Source organism: Pedobacter sp. JY14-1, assembly GCF_029269825.1.
Lineage (GTDB): Bacteria > Bacteroidota > Bacteroidia > Sphingobacteriales > Sphingobacteriaceae > Pedobacter.
This window is the reverse complement of record NZ_JARJHU010000003.1, coordinates 37,708-61,385: the sequence shown is the minus strand read 5'-3', so window position 1 is coordinate 61,385 and position 23,678 is coordinate 37,708. Positions and strand designations below refer to the sequence as shown.

Annotated in this window: 18 protein-coding genes; 11 read left to right on the top strand and 7 right to left on the bottom strand. The window is 53.0% G+C overall.

All coding sequences use genetic code 11. The annotated features are described in order from the left end of the window. Positions 1-9 precede the first annotated feature (9 nt). Positions 10-1,215, bottom strand: coding sequence for a DUF763 domain-containing protein (locus tag P2W84_RS06345; protein ID WP_276089282.1), 1,206 nt, complete (start codon positions 1,213-1,215; stop codon positions 10-12). 143 nt (positions 1,216-1,358) lie between these two features. On the opposite strand from P2W84_RS06345, the gene P2W84_RS06340 reads away from it, so the two are divergent. Continuing rightward, a complete protein-coding gene (locus tag P2W84_RS06340; RefSeq protein ID WP_276089281.1) occupies positions 1,359-2,843 on the top strand; it encodes an ATP-binding protein in 1,485 nt (494 codons plus the stop codon). A gap of 23 nt (positions 2,844-2,866) precedes the next feature. Here the strand turns inward: P2W84_RS06340 and P2W84_RS06335 are convergent, their stop codons facing one another. Further along, positions 2,867-3,601 carry an SRPBCC family protein gene (locus P2W84_RS06335; protein ID WP_276089280.1) on the bottom strand — a complete coding sequence of 245 codons (735 nt, stop codon included), beginning with the start codon at positions 3,599-3,601 and terminating at the stop codon, positions 2,867-2,869. Positions 3,602-3,689: 88 nt separating this feature from the next. Between P2W84_RS06335 and P2W84_RS06330 the strand changes: the two genes are divergently transcribed. Continuing rightward, positions 3,690-6,851 carry a PVC-type heme-binding CxxCH protein gene (locus P2W84_RS06330; protein WP_276089279.1) on the top strand — a complete coding sequence of 1,054 codons (3,162 nt, stop codon included), beginning with the start codon at positions 3,690-3,692 and terminating at the stop codon, positions 6,849-6,851. On the opposite strand, the gene P2W84_RS06325 is transcribed toward P2W84_RS06330, so the two are convergent. Both P2W84_RS06325 and P2W84_RS06320 read right to left on the bottom strand, forming a co-directional pair. After that, on the bottom strand, positions 6,848-7,717 hold the full coding sequence (locus P2W84_RS06325) for a ThuA domain-containing protein (RefSeq protein WP_276089278.1): 870 nt from the start codon (positions 7,715-7,717) through the stop codon (positions 6,848-6,850). The genes P2W84_RS06330 and P2W84_RS06325 overlap by 4 nt on opposite strands. A 103-nt stretch (positions 7,718-7,820) precedes the next feature. Continuing rightward, the gene (locus tag P2W84_RS06320; protein ID WP_276089277.1) at positions 7,821-12,305 is read right to left on the bottom strand and encodes a beta-L-arabinofuranosidase domain-containing protein; all 4,485 of its coding nucleotides are present in this window, start codon (positions 12,303-12,305) and stop codon (positions 7,821-7,823) included. 133 nt (positions 12,306-12,438) lie between these two features. Here P2W84_RS06320 and P2W84_RS06315 point away from each other — a divergent pair, with 133 nt between their 5' ends. Then, a complete protein-coding gene (locus P2W84_RS06315) occupies positions 12,439-13,416 on the top strand; it encodes a GntR family transcriptional regulator (protein WP_276089276.1) in 978 nt (325 codons plus the stop codon). A gap of 42 nt (positions 13,417-13,458) precedes the next feature. On the opposite strand, the gene P2W84_RS06310 is transcribed toward P2W84_RS06315, so the two are convergent. Then, a complete protein-coding gene (locus tag P2W84_RS06310; protein WP_276089275.1) occupies positions 13,459-15,615 on the bottom strand; it encodes a PAS domain-containing protein in 2,157 nt (718 codons plus the stop codon). A 41-nt stretch (positions 15,616-15,656) separates the two neighbouring features. Next, positions 15,657-17,201: an FAD-dependent oxidoreductase gene (locus P2W84_RS06305; protein ID WP_276089274.1), complete on the bottom strand. Its 1,545-nt coding sequence runs from the start codon at positions 17,199-17,201 to the stop codon at positions 15,657-15,659. A 178-nt stretch (positions 17,202-17,379) separates the two neighbouring features. Between P2W84_RS06305 and P2W84_RS06300 the strand changes: the two genes are divergently transcribed. The 8 genes from P2W84_RS06300 (at position 17,380) to P2W84_RS06265 (ending at position 23,184) form a co-directional block, all read left to right on the top strand. After that, positions 17,380-17,661, top strand: a complete 282-nt coding sequence (locus P2W84_RS06300) for a hypothetical protein (protein WP_276089273.1) — start codon at positions 17,380-17,382, stop codon at positions 17,659-17,661. A 33-nt stretch (positions 17,662-17,694) separates the two neighbouring features. Further along, on the top strand, positions 17,695-18,468 hold the full coding sequence (locus P2W84_RS06295; protein ID WP_276089272.1) for a LuxR C-terminal-related transcriptional regulator: 774 nt from the start codon (positions 17,695-17,697) through the stop codon (positions 18,466-18,468). Between the two features lie 100 nt (positions 18,469-18,568). Next, complete coding sequence (locus tag P2W84_RS06290) at positions 18,569-19,231, top strand: MarR family transcriptional regulator (RefSeq protein ID WP_276089271.1); 663 nt, start codon at positions 18,569-18,571, stop codon at positions 19,229-19,231. 4 nt (positions 19,232-19,235) lie between these two features. Beyond that, positions 19,236-20,726 carry a phytoene desaturase family protein gene (gene crtI, locus P2W84_RS06285; RefSeq protein ID WP_346348950.1) on the top strand — a complete coding sequence of 497 codons (1,491 nt, stop codon included), beginning with the start codon at positions 19,236-19,238 and terminating at the stop codon, positions 20,724-20,726. Further along, the gene (locus P2W84_RS06280; protein ID WP_276089270.1) at positions 20,710-21,546 is read left to right on the top strand and encodes a phytoene/squalene synthase family protein; all 837 of its coding nucleotides are present in this window, start codon (positions 20,710-20,712) and stop codon (positions 21,544-21,546) included. The genes crtI and P2W84_RS06280 overlap by 17 nt, the downstream gene beginning before the upstream one ends. Then, on the top strand, positions 21,543-22,016 hold the full coding sequence (locus tag P2W84_RS06275; protein ID WP_276089269.1) for a hypothetical protein: 474 nt from the start codon (positions 21,543-21,545) through the stop codon (positions 22,014-22,016). Before P2W84_RS06280 ends, P2W84_RS06275 begins: the two co-directional genes overlap by 4 nt. Before the next feature lie 2 nt (positions 22,017-22,018). After that, positions 22,019-22,477 (top strand): sterol desaturase family protein, encoded by a 459-nt coding sequence (locus tag P2W84_RS06270; RefSeq protein WP_276089268.1) that lies wholly within the window; start codon positions 22,019-22,021, stop codon positions 22,475-22,477. Then, entirely contained in the window at positions 22,474-23,184 is a 711-nt protein-coding gene (locus P2W84_RS06265) for a lycopene cyclase domain-containing protein (protein ID WP_276089267.1), read from the top strand. Before P2W84_RS06270 ends, P2W84_RS06265 begins: the two co-directional genes overlap by 4 nt. Here the strand turns inward: P2W84_RS06265 and P2W84_RS06260 are convergent. After that, entirely contained in the window at positions 23,181-23,672 is a 492-nt protein-coding gene (locus tag P2W84_RS06260; protein WP_276089266.1) for a lipid-binding protein, read from the bottom strand. The two genes, P2W84_RS06265 and P2W84_RS06260, sit on opposite strands and share 4 nt — an antisense overlap. Positions 23,673-23,678: the final 6 nt, after the last annotated feature.

Here is a 23,678-nt window from a genome sequence, read left to right as displayed (position 1 = left end):
CCCGTCTAGCTAAAACAGCCGCAACTGTCCCTGCCCCTCTGGCGGCTTCGCCTTTCCAAACACAGTCCTGCCCCCATACTTCCAGGAATTATCCCGTTCCTGCTGGATCAGCGCATCAAAATTTTCATTCGGTACAAATCCCTGTTCCGCTTTAAAACTCAGCTCACTCAGTTTCCTGATCGCCTCCTGCTTGTCCGTCTGGCCCAGTCTGGCCTTGTGCACGGCCTGGCCTAGTATCCCGATGGTCTCATCATACACCTTCAGCGGGACAGGGAAGGGGTGACCATCCTTTCCGCCATGCGCAAAGGCAAACCTCGCCGGATCATCAAACCGGGATGGCGTGCCATAGATTACCTCGCTCACCAGCGCCAGCGACTGCAAGGTCCTGGGCCCCATACCCTGCAAAAGAAGCAATTCTTCAAAATCAGCGGGCTGTTTTTCATGAGTAAGCCACAACATTGCACCAAGGCGTTTCAGGTCTACGTCTTTCGCCCTCAGGTCATGGTGCCCGGGCATGACCAGCTTCCTGCTCTCGCGGATCATCCGCTCCGGGTGTTCCCGGGTAACCGACAGCATCGCGCCCTGAGCCGGCAAGGCCTGTTTCGCTACCAGGTTCATGATCCGACCCTGGTTTTGGCCGCAGATGCCCGTATGCGGTTCCTCCGTAAAAGAGGTCAGTGCAGAAGAATGCCAGTGATAACGCCTCGCCGTAGCACTGTCATTTCGCATGCCCTGCTGCACAACCGTCCACAGACCACTGGTATCCACCACAAAATTGTGCATATACAACTGAAAGCCATCGAATAGAGCCGTATTGTCCACTTTTGCACTGAGCTTGCTTGCCCTCACCAGCTCAGCCCCGTCAAGCCCCGTGCGCTCACCAAACCGGAGCAGCTCATCTGGTGTGTTCCTGGATTTTGCGCCCTTGCCCCCGCAAATATAAATTCCCAGCTCCCGGTAATGCGGGTTAATGGCTGCCCTCAGCGCACCCATCACCGAAGTCGTTATCCCCGAGGAATGCCAGTCCATGCCCATTACCGCGCCAAAGCTCTGGAACCAGAAAGGATCGGCAAGTCTCCTCAGTACCTCGGCCGTGCCGTATTCCAGGATAATGGCCTCAGTAATCGCCAGCCCGATCCGTGACATGCGTTCGGCAAGCCATTTGGGCACAAAACCATTATGCAAGGGAAGATCAGCTGTTCCGGATCGTTTCATTACTAACAAAATTAGTAAAAAAATAGTTGCGGTAAATACCTGCCTGACTCCATATATATGAGGTAAAAACACCCGGAAATAATCGCGGATGATAAGTGTGAATAATTTATTATTATCTTGCCATGAGTATAACTATTCCCTAAATGAATGAATCTGCCGCCCTGCGTAATATGATGCTCTCTGCCATTGTCGAGTCCTCTCACGATGCGATCATCAGCAAAAACCTGCAGGGGATCATCATGAGCTGGAACAAAGGGGCTGAAGCCATCTTTGGCTACACGGAAGACGAGGTATTGGGAAAGTCCATCACCATACTGATCCCCGAATCCAAACTTCAGGAAGAAGACCATATTCTGGCCAGCATCAGGGCCAACAGGAAGATCGAGCATTTTGAGACGGTCAGGATCCGGAAAGATAAAAGCCAGGTGTCCATTTCGCTGACCGTATCTCCGGTGAAGGACCCGCATGGCAACATCATTGGCGCATCAAAGATCGCCCGTGACATTACCGCTCAGATACAGGCCCAGGCCGAGGTCAGGAAATACGCGGCCCGGCTCGAGATCCTGAATTCCATCAGCAGGTCGATTTCGGAAAGCATGGATATCGACACGATCCTGCAAAGGGTCACAGACCAGACCAGCAAACTCACCGGAGCTGCAGTATGTCTCTTTCACCCCACCTTTTCCGGGAACGCCGTAGTCAGGGTAGACGACATCACCAAAGATCCAGAAAACGAAATGAATGCAGTCGGTTTCGGATTGCCCGAAGAGGCTTTACCGGTAATCAGCTACATGGCCGTACCGGTCATCTCCAACAACGGGAGCATCATCGGTGGGCTTTTCTTCGGACATCCCGAACCCGGGGTCTTCCTTCCCGAACATGAAGACCTGGTCATTGCCGTAGCGGCTCAGGCAGCCATTGCACTCGATAATTCACGCCTGTTTGCAGAAGTCCAGGAACTGAGCAGGAAAAAAGACGAATTCATTGCCCTGGCCACCCACGAGCTCAAAACACCGCTCACCTCCCTGAAAGGCTACTTACAGATGCTGGGCAGGAAGATGGACGGCCACCCGGCAGAACTGTTCGTCAGGAAATCCGTATCCCAGACCGACCGGCTAACCGGCCTGGTAGACGACCTGCTGCACATGTCGAGGATACAGGCCGGCAAACTCGAGTTCAATTTTGAGTCCTTTGACCTCAGGGCACTTATGGTCGACATTGCCGAGACTTTTTCCTACCAGGAATACCAGCATGTGGTCATCTGCGAACTGGAGCCGGACGCAGTGGTCCTGCTGGCCGATGGTCAGCGCATCGAACAAGCCATCCTCAACCTCATGACCAACGCGGTGAAATACTCGCCCCAGGCAGATAAGATTTATCTCGGGCTGCACACTACCGGCGGCCATGCGGTCATTAGTGTCCGCGACGAGGGCATGGGCCTTACCCCGGAACAGGTCGCTTCGCTGTTCACCCGTTTCTACCGGACAGAAACTGCACGCGGCATTTCCGGACTGGGGTTAGGGCTGTACCTTACCAAGGAGATCATCGACCGTCACCAGGGCAGGATCGAAGTAAAAAGCGAGCCCGGCAAAGGCTCGCAGTTCGATATCTGGCTGCCGCTGGCCTGATCATCACACCGCAGCCGCGTCAATTACAGCTCGGTAACTCCCGCGTAGGCCTTAAAATCTTCTGCTTCCGCATAGGCCTTGAAGCCCTGGACGTCCTTGCGGATCAGGTCCTCAAAAACACCGGTAAACAGCGATGCCAGGCCGCGACCTACACTTCCTGCCGGTGGAAAGTATTCGATTTCTATGTGTAGCTCAGTGCCGATTCCGTTCAGTGTATCTTTAAACTCTACCTTTCCGGCATTGTCGATCATAGAGCCGCTTACGGAATGCCAGCCAATATATTCATCCTCCTCCTCTCGGGTAATCTCCGCAGTCCATTTCAGGTCAATAAGGCCCCCCGGTGTATTGGCGACCCAGTTTGACCTGGTCGCTGTAGTCTCCTCTACCGATTTCAGGTGCTGCATAAACCTGGGCAGATTGCTCAGTTCACGCCAGAAACGGTAGACGCTCTGCCTCGGTGCATTCACCACGATATCCTCCACAATGGTGATCGCTTCAGGATCGGTCGTGTCCTTGCCGATGCGCTCGTAAACCGGGCATACGCCGGTAGCGCCCCGATAAAGCAGCAAGCCTGCGGCAGCGGTGCCAGTCAGCGCCCTCAGCGGGTGCCTTCCGATGCCCTTCACACTTTTGTACAACAGCCAGGAGCCTGCCAGTACCGAAAGCAGGCGCTCACCCTGGTCTATGTTTTCCCTTCCCGTCGGCTCAATGCTCAGTTCGCCGAGCCGGTCTTCAATTTTTCTGATGATATTGTTCATAGCTATAGATTTGCAGATGTGTAATCTGAACAACAGAAACCCGCAAAGGTTTTTTATTTATATTTACAGGACACACACAGATCACCAAATGACCTTAACCCTACGGAAGTGCCTTAAACCGTCTTTACGGCTGGCCGTGGTTTTGCTTACCGCATTCACCGGCTTTCAGTTCACACAGTCACCCACACCGTTGATCGCACCTGAAAAAGATGCACATATTGTTTTGATCGGCAACAACCTGGGTTCGAGAATGATGAACTACGGGTACTTCGAGACCGAACTGCAGCTGCGCTATCCGGAACACCGGCTGTTTATCCGCAATATGTGCGACGGCGGCAATACACCCGGGTTCCGTCCCCATGCCAGTCGCAATTCCCCCTGGGCCTTTCCCGGTGCAGCGCGTTTTCAGACCGAGCTGGCGGCCGGTTCAGACAGCCAGGGTTTCTTCGAGACCGAAGACCAGTGGCTGGAACGGCTGAAGGCCGATGTAATCATTGCCTTTTTCGGTTACAATGAATCCTTTGAAGGGACCGCCGGCCTGGAAAACTACAAGGCGGAGCTGGATGCCTTCATTAGGCATACCCTGAAACAACGTTACAACGGGCGTTCAGCACCCCGGCTTGCCATCGTTTCCCCCATCGCCTTTGAAAACCTGTCCGGTCAATACGACCTGCCCGACGGCAAGGCCGAAAATACGCGCCTGGCCCTGTACACCGAGGCCATGAAGGCCGTCGCGGCAAAGCATAATGTGCTGTTCGCAGACGTCAATACCCTTACCCGCCAGTGGTTCGCCGAAGCAAAGAGCCCCCTGACCATCGACGGCTGCCAGCTGAGCGACCAGGGCTATGCCCGTTTTGCACCGGCACTCGCCGATCTGCTGTTCGGAAAAACACCCGTAAAGGCAGAGAAGAACCGCGCCCTGGTGCGACAGGCCGTACTGGAGAAGAACTGGATGTGGCACAACGATTTCAAGATCCCCAATGGCGTACACGCCTATGGCCGCAGGTACGATCCCTTCGGCCCGGACAATTATCCGGCCGAGATCGCAAAGGTAAGGGCGCTGACCCTGATCCGGGACACCGCAATATGGCAGGCGGTAAAAGGCGTCCGCAAGGATCTGGTGGCCGCAGACCGCAATACGCCCGCCGTTCCTCCGGTAAAGACCAATTATACGCCTGCCGAAGGTGAAGAACTACGTTACCTGACCGGCAAGGAAGCCCTGGGCAAGCTAAAGGTAGCCCCAGGCTTTAAGATCGACCTCTTTGCCTCCGAACAGGAATTTCCCGACCTGGCCAAGCCCTGCCAGATCAGCTTCGACAACAAGGGCCGGCTCTGGGTAGCCACCATGCCCAGCTATCCGCATTACAAACCCGGAGACAGCAGGCCCAACGACAAGCTGATCATCCTGGAAGACTCCGATCATGACGGAAAAGCCGATAAACAGACCGTTTTCGCAGACAGCCTGCACCTGCCCCTGGGCTTTGAGGTGACGGCCGAGGGCGTTTACCTTTCTCAAGGCACGAATCTGATGCTGCTGAAAGACACCAACGGTGATGACAAAGCCGATATCCGCGAGATCCTGCTCAGCGGCTTCGATGACCACGATACCCATCACAATATCCACGCCTTTACAGCCGACCCTTCAGGTGCCATTTACATGGGCGAAGGCGTGTTCCTGCATACCGATGTGGAAACCGCTTACGGCCCGGTAAGGGCGACCAACGGCGGCTTCTTCCGGTACAGCCCGCAGCGCCGTCAGCTGGAGCGTACCGCCCAACCCTATGTACCCAATCCCTGGGGCATTGCCTTTGACGACTGGGGGCAGCCATTTTACGCAGAGACTTCCAGCCCCGACATGCGCTGGATGCTTCCCGTTACCGTAAAACCAAGATATGGCGACACGACACCCGTGGCGCGCAGCCTCATCGAGGAGGAGCACCGGGTACGCCCCACCTCCGGCCTGGAATTTATCTCCAGCAGGCATTTTCCGGACCACATGCAGGGCGATTTCCTGATCAACAACACCATCGGCTTCCTCGGCACCAAACAACACCGTCTGGCCGAGGAGGGCACCGGTTACCAGGGCAGGCACCGGCAGGACCTCCTGGTAAGCAGCGACAAGAACTTCCGGCCGGTAGACCTGGAGTTTGCCCCCGACGGTTCCCTCTATATCGCCGACTGGCACAACATCCTGATCGGGCACATGCAGCACAACGCCCGCGATCCGCTCCGCGACCATTCCCATGGCCGCATTTACCGCATCACCTATCCTTCCCGTCCCCTGGTCACACCGGCTAAGGTAGCAGGCGCCGGCATCCCGGTACTGCTCGATAACCTCAAACTACCCGAATACCGAAGCCGTTACCGCAGCAGGAACGAGCTGCGCGGACGCAAGGCTGCCGAGGTCCTGCCCGCGCTGAAGACCTGGGTATCGGCCCTCGACCCCAAAGACCCGGCATACGAACACCATCTGCTCGAGGCACTCTGGGTAAGCTGGGGTATGAACAAAATTGACCAGGAGCTGCTGGCCAAGCTGCTGTCCGCAAAAGACTACCGGACCCGGGCAGCTGCCGTCATGGCCCTGCGTTACAACGGCCATCAGGTAAAAAACCATCAGGAATTGCTGATGAAGGCCGCAGCAGACCCGCATGGAAGGGTAAGGCTGGCAGCTATCGCTGCAGCTTCCTGGCTGCCGGAAGGAAGGGGGCTGGCCATCCTGAAGGAAGCAGTTAAAATGCCCGTAGACGACTGGATGAAAGCTTCCCTGGAGACCGCGGTTGCACACCTCAGCGGCAGGGCCGCCAGCACAGAAGCAGCGACCACGCCGGAAGCAACAGCGGGCAGCGGCGTCCCCGGCGAAGCATACCTGCAGGGAAAGGCCATCTATGCCCGGGAAGGCTATTGCATTACCTGTCACCAGGCCGACGGAAAAGGCCTGCCCGCCTCAGGCTTCCCGCCCCTGGCCGGGGCCTCCTGGGTAACCGGCAAGGAAGACAGGCTCGTCAAGATCATCCTGAACGGGCTGCAAGGACCCTTGACCGTAAACGGGAAAAAGTATAGCGGCCAGGTACCGATGACCCCCTTCGGCGGTATGCTCAGCGATGAGGAGGTGGCAGCCGTGGCCACCTATGTGAGAAATGCCTTCGGGAACAGCGCAAGCGCCGTAACAGTGGAACAGGTAAAAGCCATCAGAACCGCAACTAAAGGAAAGAAAGGGTTTTATGCGCCCGAAGAGCTGCTGAAAGATTAAGGCTGACGATAAGGTACATTCATCTCAAACTTCCCCGCCCATTGCTTCGGGACAGGCATGCCCAGCGTCCAGTGCACCGCATTGACCACCAGCCTCTGCAGGCCTTCCTCGTTGAAATCTTCCGGATGGCCCAGGGTGGTCGTAAACACACGGCCTCCTGCAGGCGTCTTCCAGGTCCAGGCTACGGGATTTTCAATGGCAGGTTTGTCCGGATTGACCGACTTGCCGCTGAGCAGCCATACCGTCCCCTTTACCGGATAATCCGGCAATACATGGTACAGCCAGGAAGCGACATGAAAGTCGGGCTTCACCCCGGTGAGCACCGGATGCCCGGCCTGTTTGCGGATGACGCTGACGTCTGTCGTCGAATGGTGCCCGTAATGGGTGTGGCCGCCCTTGCCCCAGCCTCCGGGGGCACCCAGTGCGAATTCACCAAACTCGTTCCATTTGACCAGGGCATGCCCCGCCGGATAATTGAACGCATGAGTACTGGTACGAAAACCCATCACCGGCTTACCGGACTTGAGGTATTCGTCGATATATTGCAGCTGCACCCAGGGCAGACGCCGCCAGCGCAGGAAAAAAACGGCAAGGTCGGCTTCCTGCAGGGCCTCCAGGCCGGGGATGTTCTCTTCTGAATTGTAATCTGGCGAAGCCTTCAGTACCAGTGTACGCATGCCATAGTGCTTTTCAAGTTCCGCTGCGATCAGCGGCATGGTCGCCTCACTGCTGTACTCATGGTCACCGGTCACGAAGACGACCAGGGGCTTTTTAGCCACAGCAGTTTTCTGCTTTTGCGCATAGCTCTCCGTATTGATAAAAAAGACAGTGAGCAGGAAAAATAAAAAGACGTTCAGGGTTCTCATGAGTTCAGGGTTCTTTGGTGTCAACCAAAAATAACATAATTTTTCACTTAACCTCCCGCCTTTGTTTTCCCTCCGTTCACCCAGGCTTCACCTGCAACACACCTTATTTATTGAACTTCAGGATGGTAAAGGAATATGGCTTAAACACATATTCCGGGGTAGTCCCGCTCAATGTCACCCTGGTCTTTACGGTCTTGTGCTTTTCCGGTGCTTCCGGGGTATTCCGGTCAGTCAGCCTTCCCGACAGTTCAAAGACCCCGGCTTCCGGGTTGCGGCCTTCAAAGCCCGCCAGTTCCAGTATACCCTTCACGGCTTCACCGCCGGTGTTCACGACATAAAGTGCCAGCGTCCTGCCATCCTCACTCTTCGCGGCGGTCACATCAAGCTTCCCTTCCACCTCGCTCCTGACCTGCAACGACAAATGATTTTCCGACTGCATCTGCTGTGCATAAAAAGGCGGCATTCCCCATACCTGGTCAGGGGTAAAGAAGATCTGGCCCTGGTCCCAGTCATTGTCATTTTGAAGGTAAGGCTGCAGGGCATTGGCCGGGCTGGAAGTCAGGACATCTTCACTGTGCCTGCGGACCGCGTTCAGGTTGGTCGCGTGGCCCAGAGCCCTTTGCATACCGTGTTTGCTGCCATTTTCCTCGAATACCGCGATCTTCATACGGGTCTGCGGGTCCCATTTCCGGAACAGAGCCAGCATTCGTGTCAGTTGCCGATCGGTATCTATGCCCGCCTGCGGGTCGTCGCCCCCGACATGCAGGTCCCAGTAATCGGCCTTGCCGTTCAGCTCCCGGAATACGTATTCCATATTTGGGGACTCGGGGCGCCACCAGGCGGCATGGATAAATTTCAGCGAGGTATCTTTTGATTTCATCGCATCATATAACAGGTGGAAACGTGCGACATATTCCTCATAGGCTTTCCGGTTGTCTCCGTTAAAGATGACTTCCTCGTTGCCGATCTCAATGTATTTTACCTGGTAAGGCTTGGGGTGACCATTTTTCGCACGCAGTGCGCCCCATTTCGTAGTGGCCGCGCCGTTAAGGTATTCCACCATATCTGCCATGTCTTCCGGAGTTTCATAAATGTTTACGGCAAATGCCGGTATGATCCCTGTAGCCTCGCAATATCGCAGGAATTCCTCGATGCCAAAACCATTCGTGGTGTAATGGTTCCAGTGGCCACGGTAGTTGGGGCGCTTATCCGGGTCGCCGATCATTTTCTTAAAGCGGTATTCCGGCGAATTGGTCATGGTTCCGGCATAACGGAGAAAAGTAAGCCCTTGTTCGACCAGTTTATTGCCGATATCGGCGCGTATGGGCAGTCCTTTGAACTGGTCTTTGCCCGTACCCCTCAGCACCACCTGGTCTACCCAAAGTTGGCCTTTTGCCTCCAGGTAAATGGCCAGCCGTGCATTCGGGTCTGCTGCAGCGGCGGTCAGGCTGAACGGGAACTTCTTCCAGGACGCCCCGATACCGCTGAGCTTCTTCACTGCGTAGGTTCTGCTGCCGTCAGCACTTTCGAGCGCCACACTTACTACGCCGCTCACCTGCCCTTTCAGGTAGAGCCTGCCCTGGAACACCTGGCCCTTGCGGACGGCGATACCCCAGCGGTTCAGGCTGCGGTTGGCCACACCTGCCTTTCCGCTGCCCCCGGTAAAGCGGATCACCTGTGCATTTTTACCGTTATAGCCTGCGGAAGCATCCAATTCGAAGCTGGCCCTCGCCTGACCCGTCCGGATGATGTCCCAGTTGTAGCTGACCTGCTCGTCCGTTGCATTGACGAGTTTCAGCGGCCTGGCGATGCCGCCTGTGGTCATCATCACATTACGGAACGATACGGCCGAGCGCCAGGTACGCAGGCCGACCTTTCCCTGGCGCAGGGGATTCGGGTCTGTAAACGAGAATACCTGCTGCCCGTTCAGGTAGACTATAATTTCAGCGCCCTTTAAATCCACCTTCAGCTTGTTCCAGGCTTCAGGGTCGAAGTTAACCGAAGCTTCCTTCAACAATTCAAAGTTCTGCACATGCCTGCCCAGTCCAATCTTTTTGCCGTCGCGGTGCAGGTTGACCTCATAGCCGTCGAAGTTATCGGTACCTACACCTGCATTGGCCACACGGAGCAGCAGCGCGGCGCTTTCACCCCTGCCTGTAAAGCGGATCTCTGCTTCGGCGCTGCCATCTGTCATTTCCTCCGGCTCATAGATCAGCTTGGCGCTGTGGTCGGGTTCCACACCGATGCCATGGGTACCGTGCATGACCACATCGCTGGTCGTGCCCCTTCCCGGGATAATGGTTACCGCACCGTCCTTTGCGGTCCAGAACCCGCTGTACCTGCGCCACTGGTTAAAGTTCAGGCCGGTTGCGGGCTCCTCAAAGCTTTCTCCGAAAATACGCTGGTCATAAAAGCCCCCATAGATCTCATGGTTCACATCTTCTATATTGGACCCGTAAATGAGTGGGCTGATCTTGTTCTCTACCTGTCCGGTATGGATGCGGATGGTTGCCGTCTGCGGTACAGGCAGCCACACCTTATAGCCCTTGGCATCGCGGTTGCCCACGGCATAATAGGGTATTGCAGTAAAGGGGCCTCCCTTGACGGTCTTACCTGTAATTACATTCACGCCATTAAGCAGATCCTTTCTGTACTGCAGCTGCATAGCTGCGCCGGTATCGACCTGGATGGCATCGAGGTCGGCGTTATCCGGGGCTTCGAGTGAATAGACAATTGGGCCGGAGGCGATGGCCACCATATGGTCCAGGTCTTTTACCCTAGGGCTGGCCGTTACCAGGCGCGGGCTCATGTCCAGGTCCAGTTCTATCTTATCGCCTTTCTTCCATTTCCTGCTGATCACCGCATAGCCATTGTTCATGATGACCTTTTCCGGGCTGCCGTTCACGTGTAAGGTAAAATTACTTTTCAGGCCAGACCGGTAAAGCCCGTATGGGTTTTCGACCCCCCGCGCCCAGCCGGGAATGCGGATATGGACACTGAACAACGCCTGCTTGTCCGGATTGACATCCAGCACCACTTTTCCCGCCCAGGGATAAGTGGTCTGCTGATTTACACCGACCCGGTTCCTGCCCACTTCAACCGTTGCTTTACTGCCCGCAAAAAGGTTCACGTAAAGCTGGTTACTGCCTTTGGTCGCATAAATGTAGTCCGCCAGTTCAGATACCATTTTCAGGAACATCGGCGGACAGCACGGACATTCATGCCAGTCCCACCTGGAGTGGTCATGAGCATTCAGGGGGTTCTGATAGGTATATTTAGTCCCGGAAAGGGACACGCCGGTGAGCACGTTGTTGTAGAGTACACGCTCGAATTCGTCCATGTATTTGCCGTCACCCGTCAGTTCATTCATCCTTTGACTGAAGAACCCGGCCCCGACAGCCGCACAGGTTTCCAGGTAAGCTCCGGTAGGCAGGAAATAATCGGGCCCGAACTTTTCGTCATGCGCGATAGCGCCAACACCCCCGGTTACGAACATCCGTTGTCCGGCCATATTATCCCAGAGCCGGGTTGCGGTCTGTACATATTCCGGCATGTGCTCTTCCAGTGCGGCTGCCGTAATGCCTGTAGCCAGAAGTGTGGCCCGGACGGCATGTCCTTCTATCGTCTTTTGCTGAAACACGGGAATAGAGTCCTGGGCATAGTCCCCCCAGGTCGGGCGTACGCCAGGCCCGGACATGCTGCTCTTATATTCTTTCTTGATCCATTGTTCGGCCTTGTCGTTGCCCCAGGTAGCCCATAGTGGGTAACCGCTATTATGGCCGCGGTTCTCAATCCAGAACTTGGCCAGGTTATAATAGTCCTTTTCATTGACCGGCACATCAACCTTTTTCTTCAGCCCGGGATTTTCCTTGTACAGCCAGTAGAGCTTGATCAGCGCTTCTTCGGGACCGGAGTGGGCCGGAACGATATTGCGCTTGGGTACAGGCCCCATCAGGCCGCTCATGTAATTCGCCAGCCTTGTCGCCACTTCCAGCAGCCTGGTTTTCCCGGTTGCCTTATAGTAGTGCACACCCGCCTCGACCAGCATTCCCGAATTGTAGACGTCATGCTGGTAACGCAGGAAACCTCCGTTATCACCCCAGCGGTGACCCGGCTCTTCCAGGTCGGTGTAGGTATTGATATAACCGTCAGGATCTGCCTTTTGTGCGGCGTAGATGCGGTCGATGTACCCGTCGATACGGGCCTGCAGGGCAGCATCAGGATGCCTGGCGATGAGGTCGCCGATACCACGGATACTTTCATAGACCAGCCCGTCGAACCAGGGAAAACCGACATGATGGCCTGTTCCCTTTTTCCCGGAGGCCACCTTGTCAAAATTTTCGAAAACATTGTTTTCAGCGCGTCCACTGGGCTGAGCCAGGTGCTTACCTTCAAATTTGTCCAGTACGTCGTTGGCGGTAGTCGTGCTCCAGAGCGCAAACCTCGGGCTCCAGAACGCATCGTTTATCTGCACCTGTCTCGCTGCCGACAGCTGGTCCCTGTCCTCAGGTTTTCCGGAACGGACCTGTGCCACACTATTTTGCGCAACGGTTGCACCAAGTGCCAGCAATAAAACATATCCTTTCATGTTCATGTGTTCATATGTGGTTCTGCTGCCAAATATATAAATATTTTCAACTGGTACGAACTGGTACGAGTTTTTTATATTTTTTCTTTAAGCGGCAAGCCTAAAACCTATATATTTGCCCTGACCAGAGACAGTGAAAGCAAACAGATCAAAATATAAATTAGTCGTTAACCACGTTACCGACAGGATACAGTCGGAAGCCTACAGGAAGGGGGACCGGATCCCGTCTATCAACGACTTCAGGAATGAATACGGGCTTTCCCGTGATACGGTGTTCGCCGGTCTGCGGGAGTTGATGGCCAAGGGCATCATTGCGCCCAACCAGGGTGTCGGCTATTTCGTTACGAGCACAAAGGTGCAGGCGGGGCACAATATTTTTCTGCTGTTCAATGAGTTCAATGAATTTAAGGAAGACCTGTTCAATGCCTTCATGCAAAATATAGACAGCTCGGCCACGGTGGACCTGTATTTTCACAATTACAACCGCCGGGTATTTGAAACACTGGTCAACGATGCGAACAATAAATACACCGACTATGTCATCATGTCCGGAAAATTCACCGGGATCGGTCCCTTGCTGCAATCGCTTTCGGGAAGGGTTTTTTTGCTTGACCACTTCCATCCCGAACTCCTGGGCAGTTATTCGGCTGTGTTCCAGAACTTTGAAAAGGACACCTACGAGGCCCTGGTATCTGGCCGGGAACTCATCCTGAAGTACAGGCAAATCTTTATGGTACAAAGGGAGGAAAAGGAACCACTGGAGCGGTATGACGGATTAAAGACATTCTGTAAGGAGCACGGTCTGAAGCACGATTACCTTTCAGCAACGGGAAACAGGAAGATCAGGAAGGGCGACTTGTTCATCGTGGTAAAAGACCAGGACCTCGCCGACCTGCTGAAACAGGCCGCGTCACAAGGATTCCACCCGGGAACAGAATTCGGGATCATTTCCTATAACGATACTCCGCTTAAGGAGATCCTTGCCGGCGGAATTACGACGCTTTCCACCGATTTTAAGCTGATGGGCGAAACCATGGCCAGACTGATAGATACGCGGCAAATCTGTTCCATAGAAAATCCCTGGAAACTCAATATCAGGAAGTCATTGTAATCGATTTTGTCTATAATATATGCTGTAAGGCCAACAACACGGTCAGAGCGGCAGCCAGAAGTAAAAAACAGCACCCTGTCCCATTTCACTTTCCACCCAGAGCTTGCCCTGGTGCCGGCTGATGATCTCTGAGGAAATGTAAAGGCCCAGCCCAAGCCCCTCAAAGCGCATTGCCGTATGATCTGCCCGGTAATACCGGTCGAAAAGCAGGTGTCTTTGCGGGGCCTCGATACCCACCCCAAAATCCTGTACAGCCACGGTGATGCCTTTTTCGTCGCAGCGGTAACGGACATAGATCCGGTCTGCAGAAGGGGAATACTTGATCGCATTGCTGAGCAGGTTGTTCATGACCTGTTCCAGACGGGCCGCATCCCCGGGATACTGCACATCCCCCGCAGCTTCCAGCTCGATCCGGTGCCGGTCAGTTGCCTGTTGTGCATTTTCGATACTGTCCCTGAGCATTTTCAGGAAACTGAACGGCGCCATGTTGTACAGGATCTTTCCGGAGGTGATCTTGGTGACGTCTAGCAGGTCATGGATCAGCTTCTCCAGCCTGCCGATCTGTTCGGCGGATTTGCGGATATAGGCTTGCTGTTTCTGCAGGTCGTCGGTTCTGGCCATCAGCTGGTTAAAGCCTTTTATTCCCGTCAATGGCGTTTTCAGCTCGTGGCTGGCAATAGAGATGAACTCGTCTTTCTTCTGATCGATCTCTTTCCGCCGGTCTGTCTCACGCTGCCGGGCAAGAACAGCTTCCGTAACCTCGAGCGCAAAGACCATAATACCGTTTACCGTACCATCCAGGTCATGGCGGGGCTGGTAAATAAAGGTGAAGTAACGTTGTTCAAGCGGGCCGTCGGGCGTACGGGACAGCATAACCGGCAGTTCATTCCCTTCGTAAACTTCATTCTTTTCATACACATTGCGCAGTATGTCATGAACCTGGGTGTTTTCCAGTTCCGGCAATGCCTTGAAGATGGGCTTGCCCAGCAGCTCACGTCCGACGAAAAACTGTTCATACAAAGGGTTCGCCAGTTCGAAAACCAGCTCAGGGCCATACAGGATACAGATCCCTGCCGGAGCCTGCATAAACAACATCCTTAGCCTTTCAGCCTGGGCCCGGGCATGTTCCTGTGCAATGCTCAGCTCAGCTGTACGAGCCAGGACACGACCTTCGAGTTCAACGTTTGTCTTTCGCAGTTCCTCCTGCGTTGAGAAAAGTTCTTCATTGGTAGCGCTCAGCTCTTCATTGGAGGCCTGTATCTCTTCATTGGCCTGGGCCAGTTCGTTATTGAGCCCGATCAGCTCCAGCCGGCTATGTTCCAGTTCCTTTCTGGCGGCCACGACGGTAGTGACTTCATATTTAAAACTTAATACGGCATAGATCTCACCATTGATGTTCCTGAGGGGCTGATAGGAAACGTCAAAATAATGGTCCTTCAGCTCACCGCCGGTGACCGGCGCCAGCGGTACACAGATCTCCTTTTCCGTATGGGTTTCACCGGTCAGGTATACATGCTTCAGCACATCCAGGATAGGTTGGCCGCTGACCTCGGGAACCGCTTCGAGCAGGGGCATGCCCAGGACGTCCCGGTTGGGGAAAAGTTCGGCCTGGTATTGCGGATTGATATATTCATAAACAAAGTCGGGGCCACTGACAATGGCGATCTGCGCGGGTATCTCCTCAAACAAGCGCTGCTGCTGCGCGTTCAGGAGTTTTTCTTTTTCCAGGCTCCGGCGCAGCTGCTGCTCGGAGATCACCTGCTCAGAAACATCTTCCGTCTGATGGATGATGTACCAGATGGACCCGTCGTCGTTCAATACCGGCGTATTGGCACTTTTCCAGTAGCGTTCCTGAAGCCCGTCAGGATTTTCCGGATCAGGGACATCGAAGCGCATCACCGGAAGCGCATCCGGTTTTCCTGTAGCCAGCACTTTTGCGAGCGACTCCGCGATCCCACCGCTCTGCTCGGGCGCCCAGGGAGCCGATACCGGGAACACGTCGAAAACTTCCGCGCCCCTGATGCTGTCCATAGATTTACCTGTGAGCTCAAGATAGGGCGCGGACGCGGAAAGTATCCTGAGTTCCGGGGAAATGATCAGGCATTTTTGTGGCAGCGACTCAAAAAAACGCAGCATCTCTTTCGTAATTCCGGAACGTTCAGGCATGGTCAGGTATGGCCGGGACAAACGGACGGCCATTTACAAAACTAGTCATTTTCATCTTCATCTGCCGTAAAGGATCAGCCATTCAGATCATAGACCTTCAGGTCCTTTTGGGGCGGGCCGGTCAGGACCTTTCCGCTGAGGTCAAAACGTCCCCCGTGACAGGGGCAGTCCCAGCTGCGTTCCTCCGGGTTAAAATTCACGATACACCCGGCATGGGTACAGACCGGGCTTAGCGCAGTGACCTTACCCAGGCTGTCCTTATACAGGGCAATTTTTTCACCCCGGAACGTTACGACCCGGCCTTCTCCGGCTTTCAGCTGAGCTGTGGATTCCAGGTCTTCAAGAGAAAACCGGTCTGCGACAAAATGCCACGCTGCACCCGCATTCTCCTTAACGAACTCGCTGAATCCTGCCACCGGTTTGATCCGGGAAGGACTGAACAGCTCACTGTACCTGTTTACTTTGCCGAGCACCTGATCCCGAAGGATCATCGCTGCAAGCGTGCCGAACATCATGCCATTGCCGTTGTAGCCTGTGGCCACATAAGTATGGTCACTGCCCAGGGGTAGCTTACCGATATACGGAAGGCCGTCTACAGGTACATAATATTGCGAAGACCAGCGGAAAGCGATTTTATCTACTTCATAATATGTCCTTATATAGGACTCCAGCCGCTCAAAGGCGGCCGCAGGGTCGCCCTCGCCCGTCTTGTGGTCTTCCCCGCCAACCAGCAGGTAACGATGTCCGTCTATCTCATGGCTACGGAAATAGTGGTAGGGTTCCTGCATGTCGTAGCTGAGACAGTCGGGGTAACGGTCGTCTTTCAGCGTCAGCCCGAGCACATAGCTCCGGTAAGGGGCGCAGGTAAAGTTGGCCAGGGTAATGCCGGGCGGCATGTGCGTGGCATAGATCAGGTGCCGGGCCTGGTGCACGGCGTCCGCTGTTTTGACCAGGTGAACGCTGTCCTTAAATTCGGCGCCTTCTGCAAACGTGTGTTCGAGCAAGGTACCGTTAAGCTTTAGAAACTCCGCGGCGAGGGCGCGGATGTATTTGAGCGGATGGAACTGTGCCTGCTGTGCAAATCGCAGGGCCCTTTCAAAAGGTACGTGAACGCCATTATCGGCAGCCTCCTCTACAGCTATCCCCGCGGCTTTTGATGACGCCAGGATCTCTGCCAGCTGTTCCGTTTCCTTTTTATTCTGCGAGAAAAGAAAACCGTCCTTGTATTCGAAATCACAATCGATCGCATAACGGCCCGTCAGTTCCCTGATGAACGACAGTGCTTCCTTACCCGAATCTGCGACCAGCTTTGAGGCGGTTTCACCGAAATCCCCGTCAATCTCCGGATAGGTCGTATCGAAAAAGGTATTCAGATGGGCGCTGGTACCTCCCGTGGTACCGAAGCCGGTCTCCGAGGCTTCTATTAAAAGACATTGTTTTCCGGCCTCCTGCAACAGCAATGCGGTAGTGATACCCGTAATGCCGCCTCCGACGACAATGACGTCATACACCTTATCTTCAGCAGGGCTGGTCTGCAGACCCCCCGCAGAAGATTGCCAGATGCTCTCGCAGGCACCGTCACGTGCCTGTTTCTTTTTGTTCCTTGTAGCTGCTTCCATAAATTTTTTATAGTTGGACGTTGGTGATACCTGTCGTCAGTCTTCAGGCATAACAAGCGCGGCAGGACTAAGTTTTTATAGATTTAATCTGTCTAACGTCTTTATCACTTGCGCAAGTGATAAAAAATTTTATATTTGTATAGCCAATAGGGGTTGACAGTAAAAGAAGCTTTTTGAAATGAATGCAAATGAACTTACCCAAATAGCGGGTCTGGTCGCCGATGTCGCCAGACTGATTAAAACCGAACTGGCTTCCAATGGGACCGTCAGTACCGCTGCAGACCAGATCGTCGTATCCATTTCCCGTTTTGAAGTAGAGCACCGGCTCGGAAACCTGTTGCAGCAGATCTACCAGAAGGTCGACCTGCACTTCCCGGTAAGAAAAGAACACCTCTCCCTGATCATCAGGGACGTGGAAGGTGCCTACGAAAACTGTTTCAAGATCTGGAAATCTGCATAGTAAAACATATCTTTAAGCCAGACTGTTTGCTTCATGGCTACTGATAATCAGGCATTACATGCCGTATGGGATAAAAGAAGAGAATTTTTGGCAACCACCGAGGTGGCCCTGCCGCCTATGGAAATATCCGGATTGCTGGCCACCTTTTTCTGCCCGGGTCCCTTTTATTACTATATCGTGGATTTTTATGACCGGAGCATTTCCCTGATGAGCGAGCAGGCTCACGCTTTAATGGGCCTCGACCCGAAAGCTACCACATTTGACGACATCATCTCCCGTGTGCATCGTGAGGATATGGATTTTGTGGTCAGGGCGGAAGCCGCACTCCATGATCTTGTCAAAGATATCGGCTGGGAAAAAGTGAAAAATTATAAAATGGGGTACAGCTTCCGGATGCGCGATGCGACCGGCTCCTACAAACTGTTCCACCATCAGGCTCTGGCACTGACGACCGATAGCAACGGCGGAGCCGGAAAAGTGTTGAATGTGCATACGATGATCGACCACATTGCCGCAACAAACAGCAATAAGGCAACTTTAACGGGTGTCGGGGCGGAAACCGGATTTTATATTCTGGATATCGGGCCTGCTGCCAATATTGCGGACGAGCCCTCTCTTCCCTTTACAAAAAGAGAAAGACAGATCATCTGTCTGATATCGGCAGGTTTAACCAGCGAAACGATCGCTGAACAGTTATTTATTTCAGTTTATACGGTAAAACAGCACAGAAAAAATATTCTCAAAAAAGCAGGCGTAAATACCAGTGCTGAGCTGGTTTCATTGTGCCTGAAAAAGGGGCTGATCTGATTGTTTTTCTATAAATATGAGTTAGCCAGGAACATTAAAGAATAAAAAAATACCTTTATTTAAAACAAAAAGTATATTTTTATACTTTAATCTCGCGGCTATGAACTACAAACTTATTGCTGACCTGTTGCATCTTGCGGAAGAATTTGAACAAGCGGCCCCGCAGAAAGGGTACAGCGAAGATATAAACGGCTTCTGCAACTGGATCGGCGCGAAAGAAAACGGTCATACTGAAGAACCGGACTGGGAATTCAAAGCGCACGGCCGGAGCCCGGAAAGCGTGATCAGTACGCTCATTGTAAAAATGAACCGTTATGCTAAAAACTACGTAAAACCAATTCTGCAAGACTCCGGATTCTCTACCCAGGATGAGTTTGTGTACCTGATCAACCTAAAGGTCTTTGGCAAAATGACCAAAATGGAACTGATCAGGAAAAATATCCAGGACAAACCCGCAGGCATGCAGGTGATCAACCGTCTCATTAAAAGCGGCTGGGTCGAACAAACCACATCTCCGGACGACAAAAGGAGCAAGGTGATCAGGATTACCCCGGAAGGACTCCAGGCATTGGAAGGCCAGATGCATAAGATACGTCAGGCCACCAATATCGTCACCGGAAACCTCGATCACCGGGAAAAGATGGAACTGATCCGGCTGCTGAACAAACTTGATGTATTCCATCACCGTATATACCACCAGAACATAGACAGCGGGCGCTTACTGGATACCGTTATGAGAGATTATCTGAACCCTAAGAATTAACCTGATGAAAAAAATAGCCATTATCGGTTCGGGAATTTCCGGTCTTTCTGCAGCGGCTTACGCGGCGAGGGCAGGGAACGAAGTGCATGTATTCGAAAAAAATTCGGGCCCTGGAGGGCGCGCCCGGCAACTGGTCACGGAAAACGGCTATACTTTCGACATGGGACCGAGTTGGTACTGGATGCCGGACATTATAGAGGGCTTTTTTAAGGATTTCGGTCACAAGGCTGACGACTTTTACGAGCTGATCAGGCTTGACCCGCAATTTGAAATGGTATTCGGGGACGGAACGACTCCGGTACCCGGTCACTATGAAGCGCTGAAAAGACTATTTGAACAGATGCAGCCAGGCGCGGGCCATAAGCTGGAGCAGTTTATGAAATCGGCAAAATTTAAATACGAGGTCGGCATGCAGGAATTTGTAAATAAGCCCTGTCACAGCTGGTTCGAATTCATGTCGCCTAAAATCGCGCTGAGCGCCCTGAAACTAGACCTGCTCTCCAACTTCCGCGACTATGTAGGGAAATACTTTTCCAATCCGAAACTTCGCTTGCTGATGGAGTTTCCGGTCATTTTTCTGGGTGCGTCGCCTAAAAACATTCCTGCCCTGTACAGCCTGATGAACTACGGCGGATATGCGCTGGGCACCTGGTACCCTATGGGCGGCTTTTACAGCCTGGTCCAGGCCATGCTGAAAGTAGCAGAAGGGCAAGGTGCGAATTTTCATTTTGGCCAGCCGGTAGAAAAGATCATTACCGCCGGAGGTGAAGTCAGATCCCTTCGGGTAAAGGGCCGGGAGATCCCGTTTGACGCAGTGATTGCTGCTTCTGATTACCACCATACTGAAACCTTGCTGGAGCCGCAGGAACGGAATTACCATGAGTCGTACTGGCAAAGCCGCACCTTCGCGCCATCCTGCCTCATATACTACCTGGGATTCAACAGACAGGTTCCCAACCTTAAACACCATACCCTCTTCTTCGAACATGACCTCGATGCCCACATCGATACGATCTACAAGGAAAAACAATGGCCGGAGAAGCCCTTGTTCTATGCCTGCTGTCCTTCGAAGACCGATCCGGGCGTGGCCCCGGACGGGCATGAAAATATCTTCCTGCTAATGCCGCTCGCTACCGGCATTGCAGATGATGAGGCCGTCCGTGAAAAGTACCTGGCAGAAATGATCTCCAGGCTGGAAAAACATACCGGCACGCAAGACCTGACTGCGGCGATCGACTATAAAAAAAGCTATTGCGTCAGCGATTTTATCCACGACTATAACGCTTACCAGGGCAATGCCTACGGCCTGGCGAATACACTTGCCCAGACTGCCGTGCGCAAACCTGCAATCCGAAACAAAAAGCTGCACAACCTTTACTATGCCGGTCAGCTGACCGTGCCCGGTCCGGGTGTTCCACCATCCATTATCTCCGGAAAGATTGCCGCAGCAGAGATCAGTAAACTTAACCCCGTCTATAATGAAAGCGCTGTTTGACGAAGTATCCTTCCAGGTGAGCAAGGCCATCACCAAAAAATACAGTACCAGTTTCTCACTGGGCATACTGGCACTGCACCCCAGCATCCGTTCGGCCATCTATGCCATTTATGGCTTTGTCCGGCTGGCCGATGAGATCGTAGACAGCTTCCACGGTTACGACAAGGAGGTACTGCTCCGGCGTTTCAGGGAACAGACTGACGAGGCCCTGAACGAAGGTATTTCGCTTAACCCGGTTTTACAGTCGTTCCAGCAAACCGTGAACAAGTATCACATCGACCGGAGTCTCATTTACCAGTTCCTGAACAGCATGGAGATGGACCTGAAACCGGTAGCATACGATACCGACCTTTACAAGGAATATATCCTTGGCTCTGCTGAGGTGGTCGGCCTGATGTGCCTCCAGGTTTTTGTTGAAGGGGACACCGCAGCTTACACCAGACTAAAGCCTTTCGCCATGAAACTGGGGTCTGCTTTTCAGAAAGTAAATTTCCTGAGGGACCTGAACCATGATTACGAGCAGTTAGGCCGGACTTATTTCCCCAATATTGAGATGAGTATTTTCAACCGTCATGCTAAAGATGCGATCGAAGCAGAGATCGCCGAAGAATTTGCTGAGGCCTTAAAGGGCATCCGTAAACTGCCGGCATCTTCAAAATTTGGCGTTTTCCTGGCTTATAAATACTATCTTTCGCTGTTCAGCAAGATACGTAAAATGCCTCCGGAGAAGATCATGAGTCAGCGTGTACGCATACCGAACCGGCAGAAAGTATCGTTAATGATGAGCAGCTATATCCAGTACAAAATGGCGATATTATGAAAAAGCATTTATTTTTAACCCTGTTTGCGGTCTTTGTATTCTGGTCTGAGGCTTCATCTGCCTTTGATCTTGATTATGTTCGGCAGCATTACCAGAAAGCCGTACATGATAAGGCGCTATGCCGGGAAATGATCAGCCGGCTACGCTCCGGTCCGCGGAATAATACGCAGCTCGCTTACCTGGGGGCACTTCAGGCCATCTGGGCACGCCATGTATTCAATCCCATTACGAAGCTGGCCACCTTTAGCGAAGGGAAGGCCAATATTAAAAAGGCCATCAGTGAAGCTCCCGAAAATGCCGAGATCAGGTTCATCCGGCTCTCGATACAGCGCAACTGCCCGGGTTTCCTGGGATACAGGGACAACATCGGCGAAGACCGGGAATTCCTGATGAGTTCACAGGATGAGCTCAGCTCGGCATTACTGAAAAAAATGGTCACGGAATTGCTGAGACAAACTGAAAACGCTTAGTCATGAACTTTTTACTGGTCCTGTTTACTTTTCTGATCATGGAAGCGGCCACCTGGGTCATCCATAAATATGTAATGCACGGCTTTCTTTGGGTGCTCCACAGGGACCATCATGACCACAGCCATGACGGGCCCCTGGAACGCAACGACTATTTCTTCATCATCTTTGCCATACCGGCCATCATCCTGATGTACCTGGGTGCCCAAAAGGGCTTTAACTACCTGTTCTATATCGGTGTTGGAGTTACGCTCTATGGCATGGCCTATTTCTTCGTTCACGACATCTTTATCCACCAGCGGCTGCACATCCTGCGCGACACACAAAACCCCTACCTGCTGGCCATACGCCGTGCGCACAAGCAGCACCATAAACACACCGGAAAGGAAGAAGGGGAATGCTTTGGCTTTCTCTGGGTGCCGGTTAAATACTTCAGAATGTACTTTGCCAGGCACAATCAATGACCAGCTATACCTATCTCCTGGTCAACTTTCTGACCGTGATCGTCTGCTTTGTTTGCTCATTTGACCGGCGCATCCGGTTTGACCGGCTATTCCCGGCATTCATTAAGGCCGTTTCGATAGGAGCGGTACCTTTTATCGCCTGGGACGCCTGGTTTACCGCAAAAGGCATCTGGTGGTTCAATACAAATTATACCCTGGGTCCTGAGCTCGCAGGCATGCCGTTCGAAGAATGGCTCTTTTTCATCTGCATCCCTTTCTCCTGCATTTTTACCTGGTATTGCCTCAATAAATTCTTTGACCTGACCTGGGCAGACCGTTACAGTGCGGCCATCAGCTGGCTCACCATCATCGTTTGCACGGGTATCGCGGTGGTGTACTTCGACCGGATCTACACTTCGGTAACCACGGTGTTCACCCTCTTCGTCATGCTTTTCCTGACATTTATAGCCAGGGCAAGATGGATCGGCAGGGCTTCCTTAGTTTACCTTATCCTGATGCTGGGCTTCTTTCCGGTCAACGGCGTGCTTACAGGCACGGGTCTGGCCGCCCCGGTTGTCAATTACAACACAGCGCATATCCTGAATATCCGCATGCTGACCATACCGGTCGAAGATGCAGTATATGGATATGCGCAGTTTGTGCTCAATCTGTACCTTTTTGATCGCTTCAGCTCAGGTACCGTAAGTTCGCCACACCGGATGACCTAGGGGATATCTTCCAAAAATCCGGTCTTATGATAGCCTTCAACCTTATAGGTCTGCCCGTCAATGATCAGGTCAAAGGAGATCAGGTCTGCAGGCGTCTTGGACTCCGGCCCCACAGTGCCATTAGTGACCACTTTACCATTCGCCACACTAAACGTCTTGATGGTACCGCTCGTCACAGACGAAATGTTCGTTACGTTCGTCCCTGAAAAGCTTTGCCCGTTCAGGTCGACACTCAGCTTACCCTTTACGCCGATCGGGCCCGTCTCTGCCCTCAATCCGTTCGATTGTATCCACATTTGTGTCGACGAATTGTCCGAGGTATTGAACGTATACAGTGAAAAATAACCTTCTTCCCCGTCCACCGTCACATACCAGTCGCCGGCCATTTTCTCCATCGCCGTACCGCCGGCCGGCACATCCTTTTTGCACGACGACAATAATGTCGCAGCGATCACGAAAAATGCGTTTATATAATTTTTGATTTTCATTTCCTT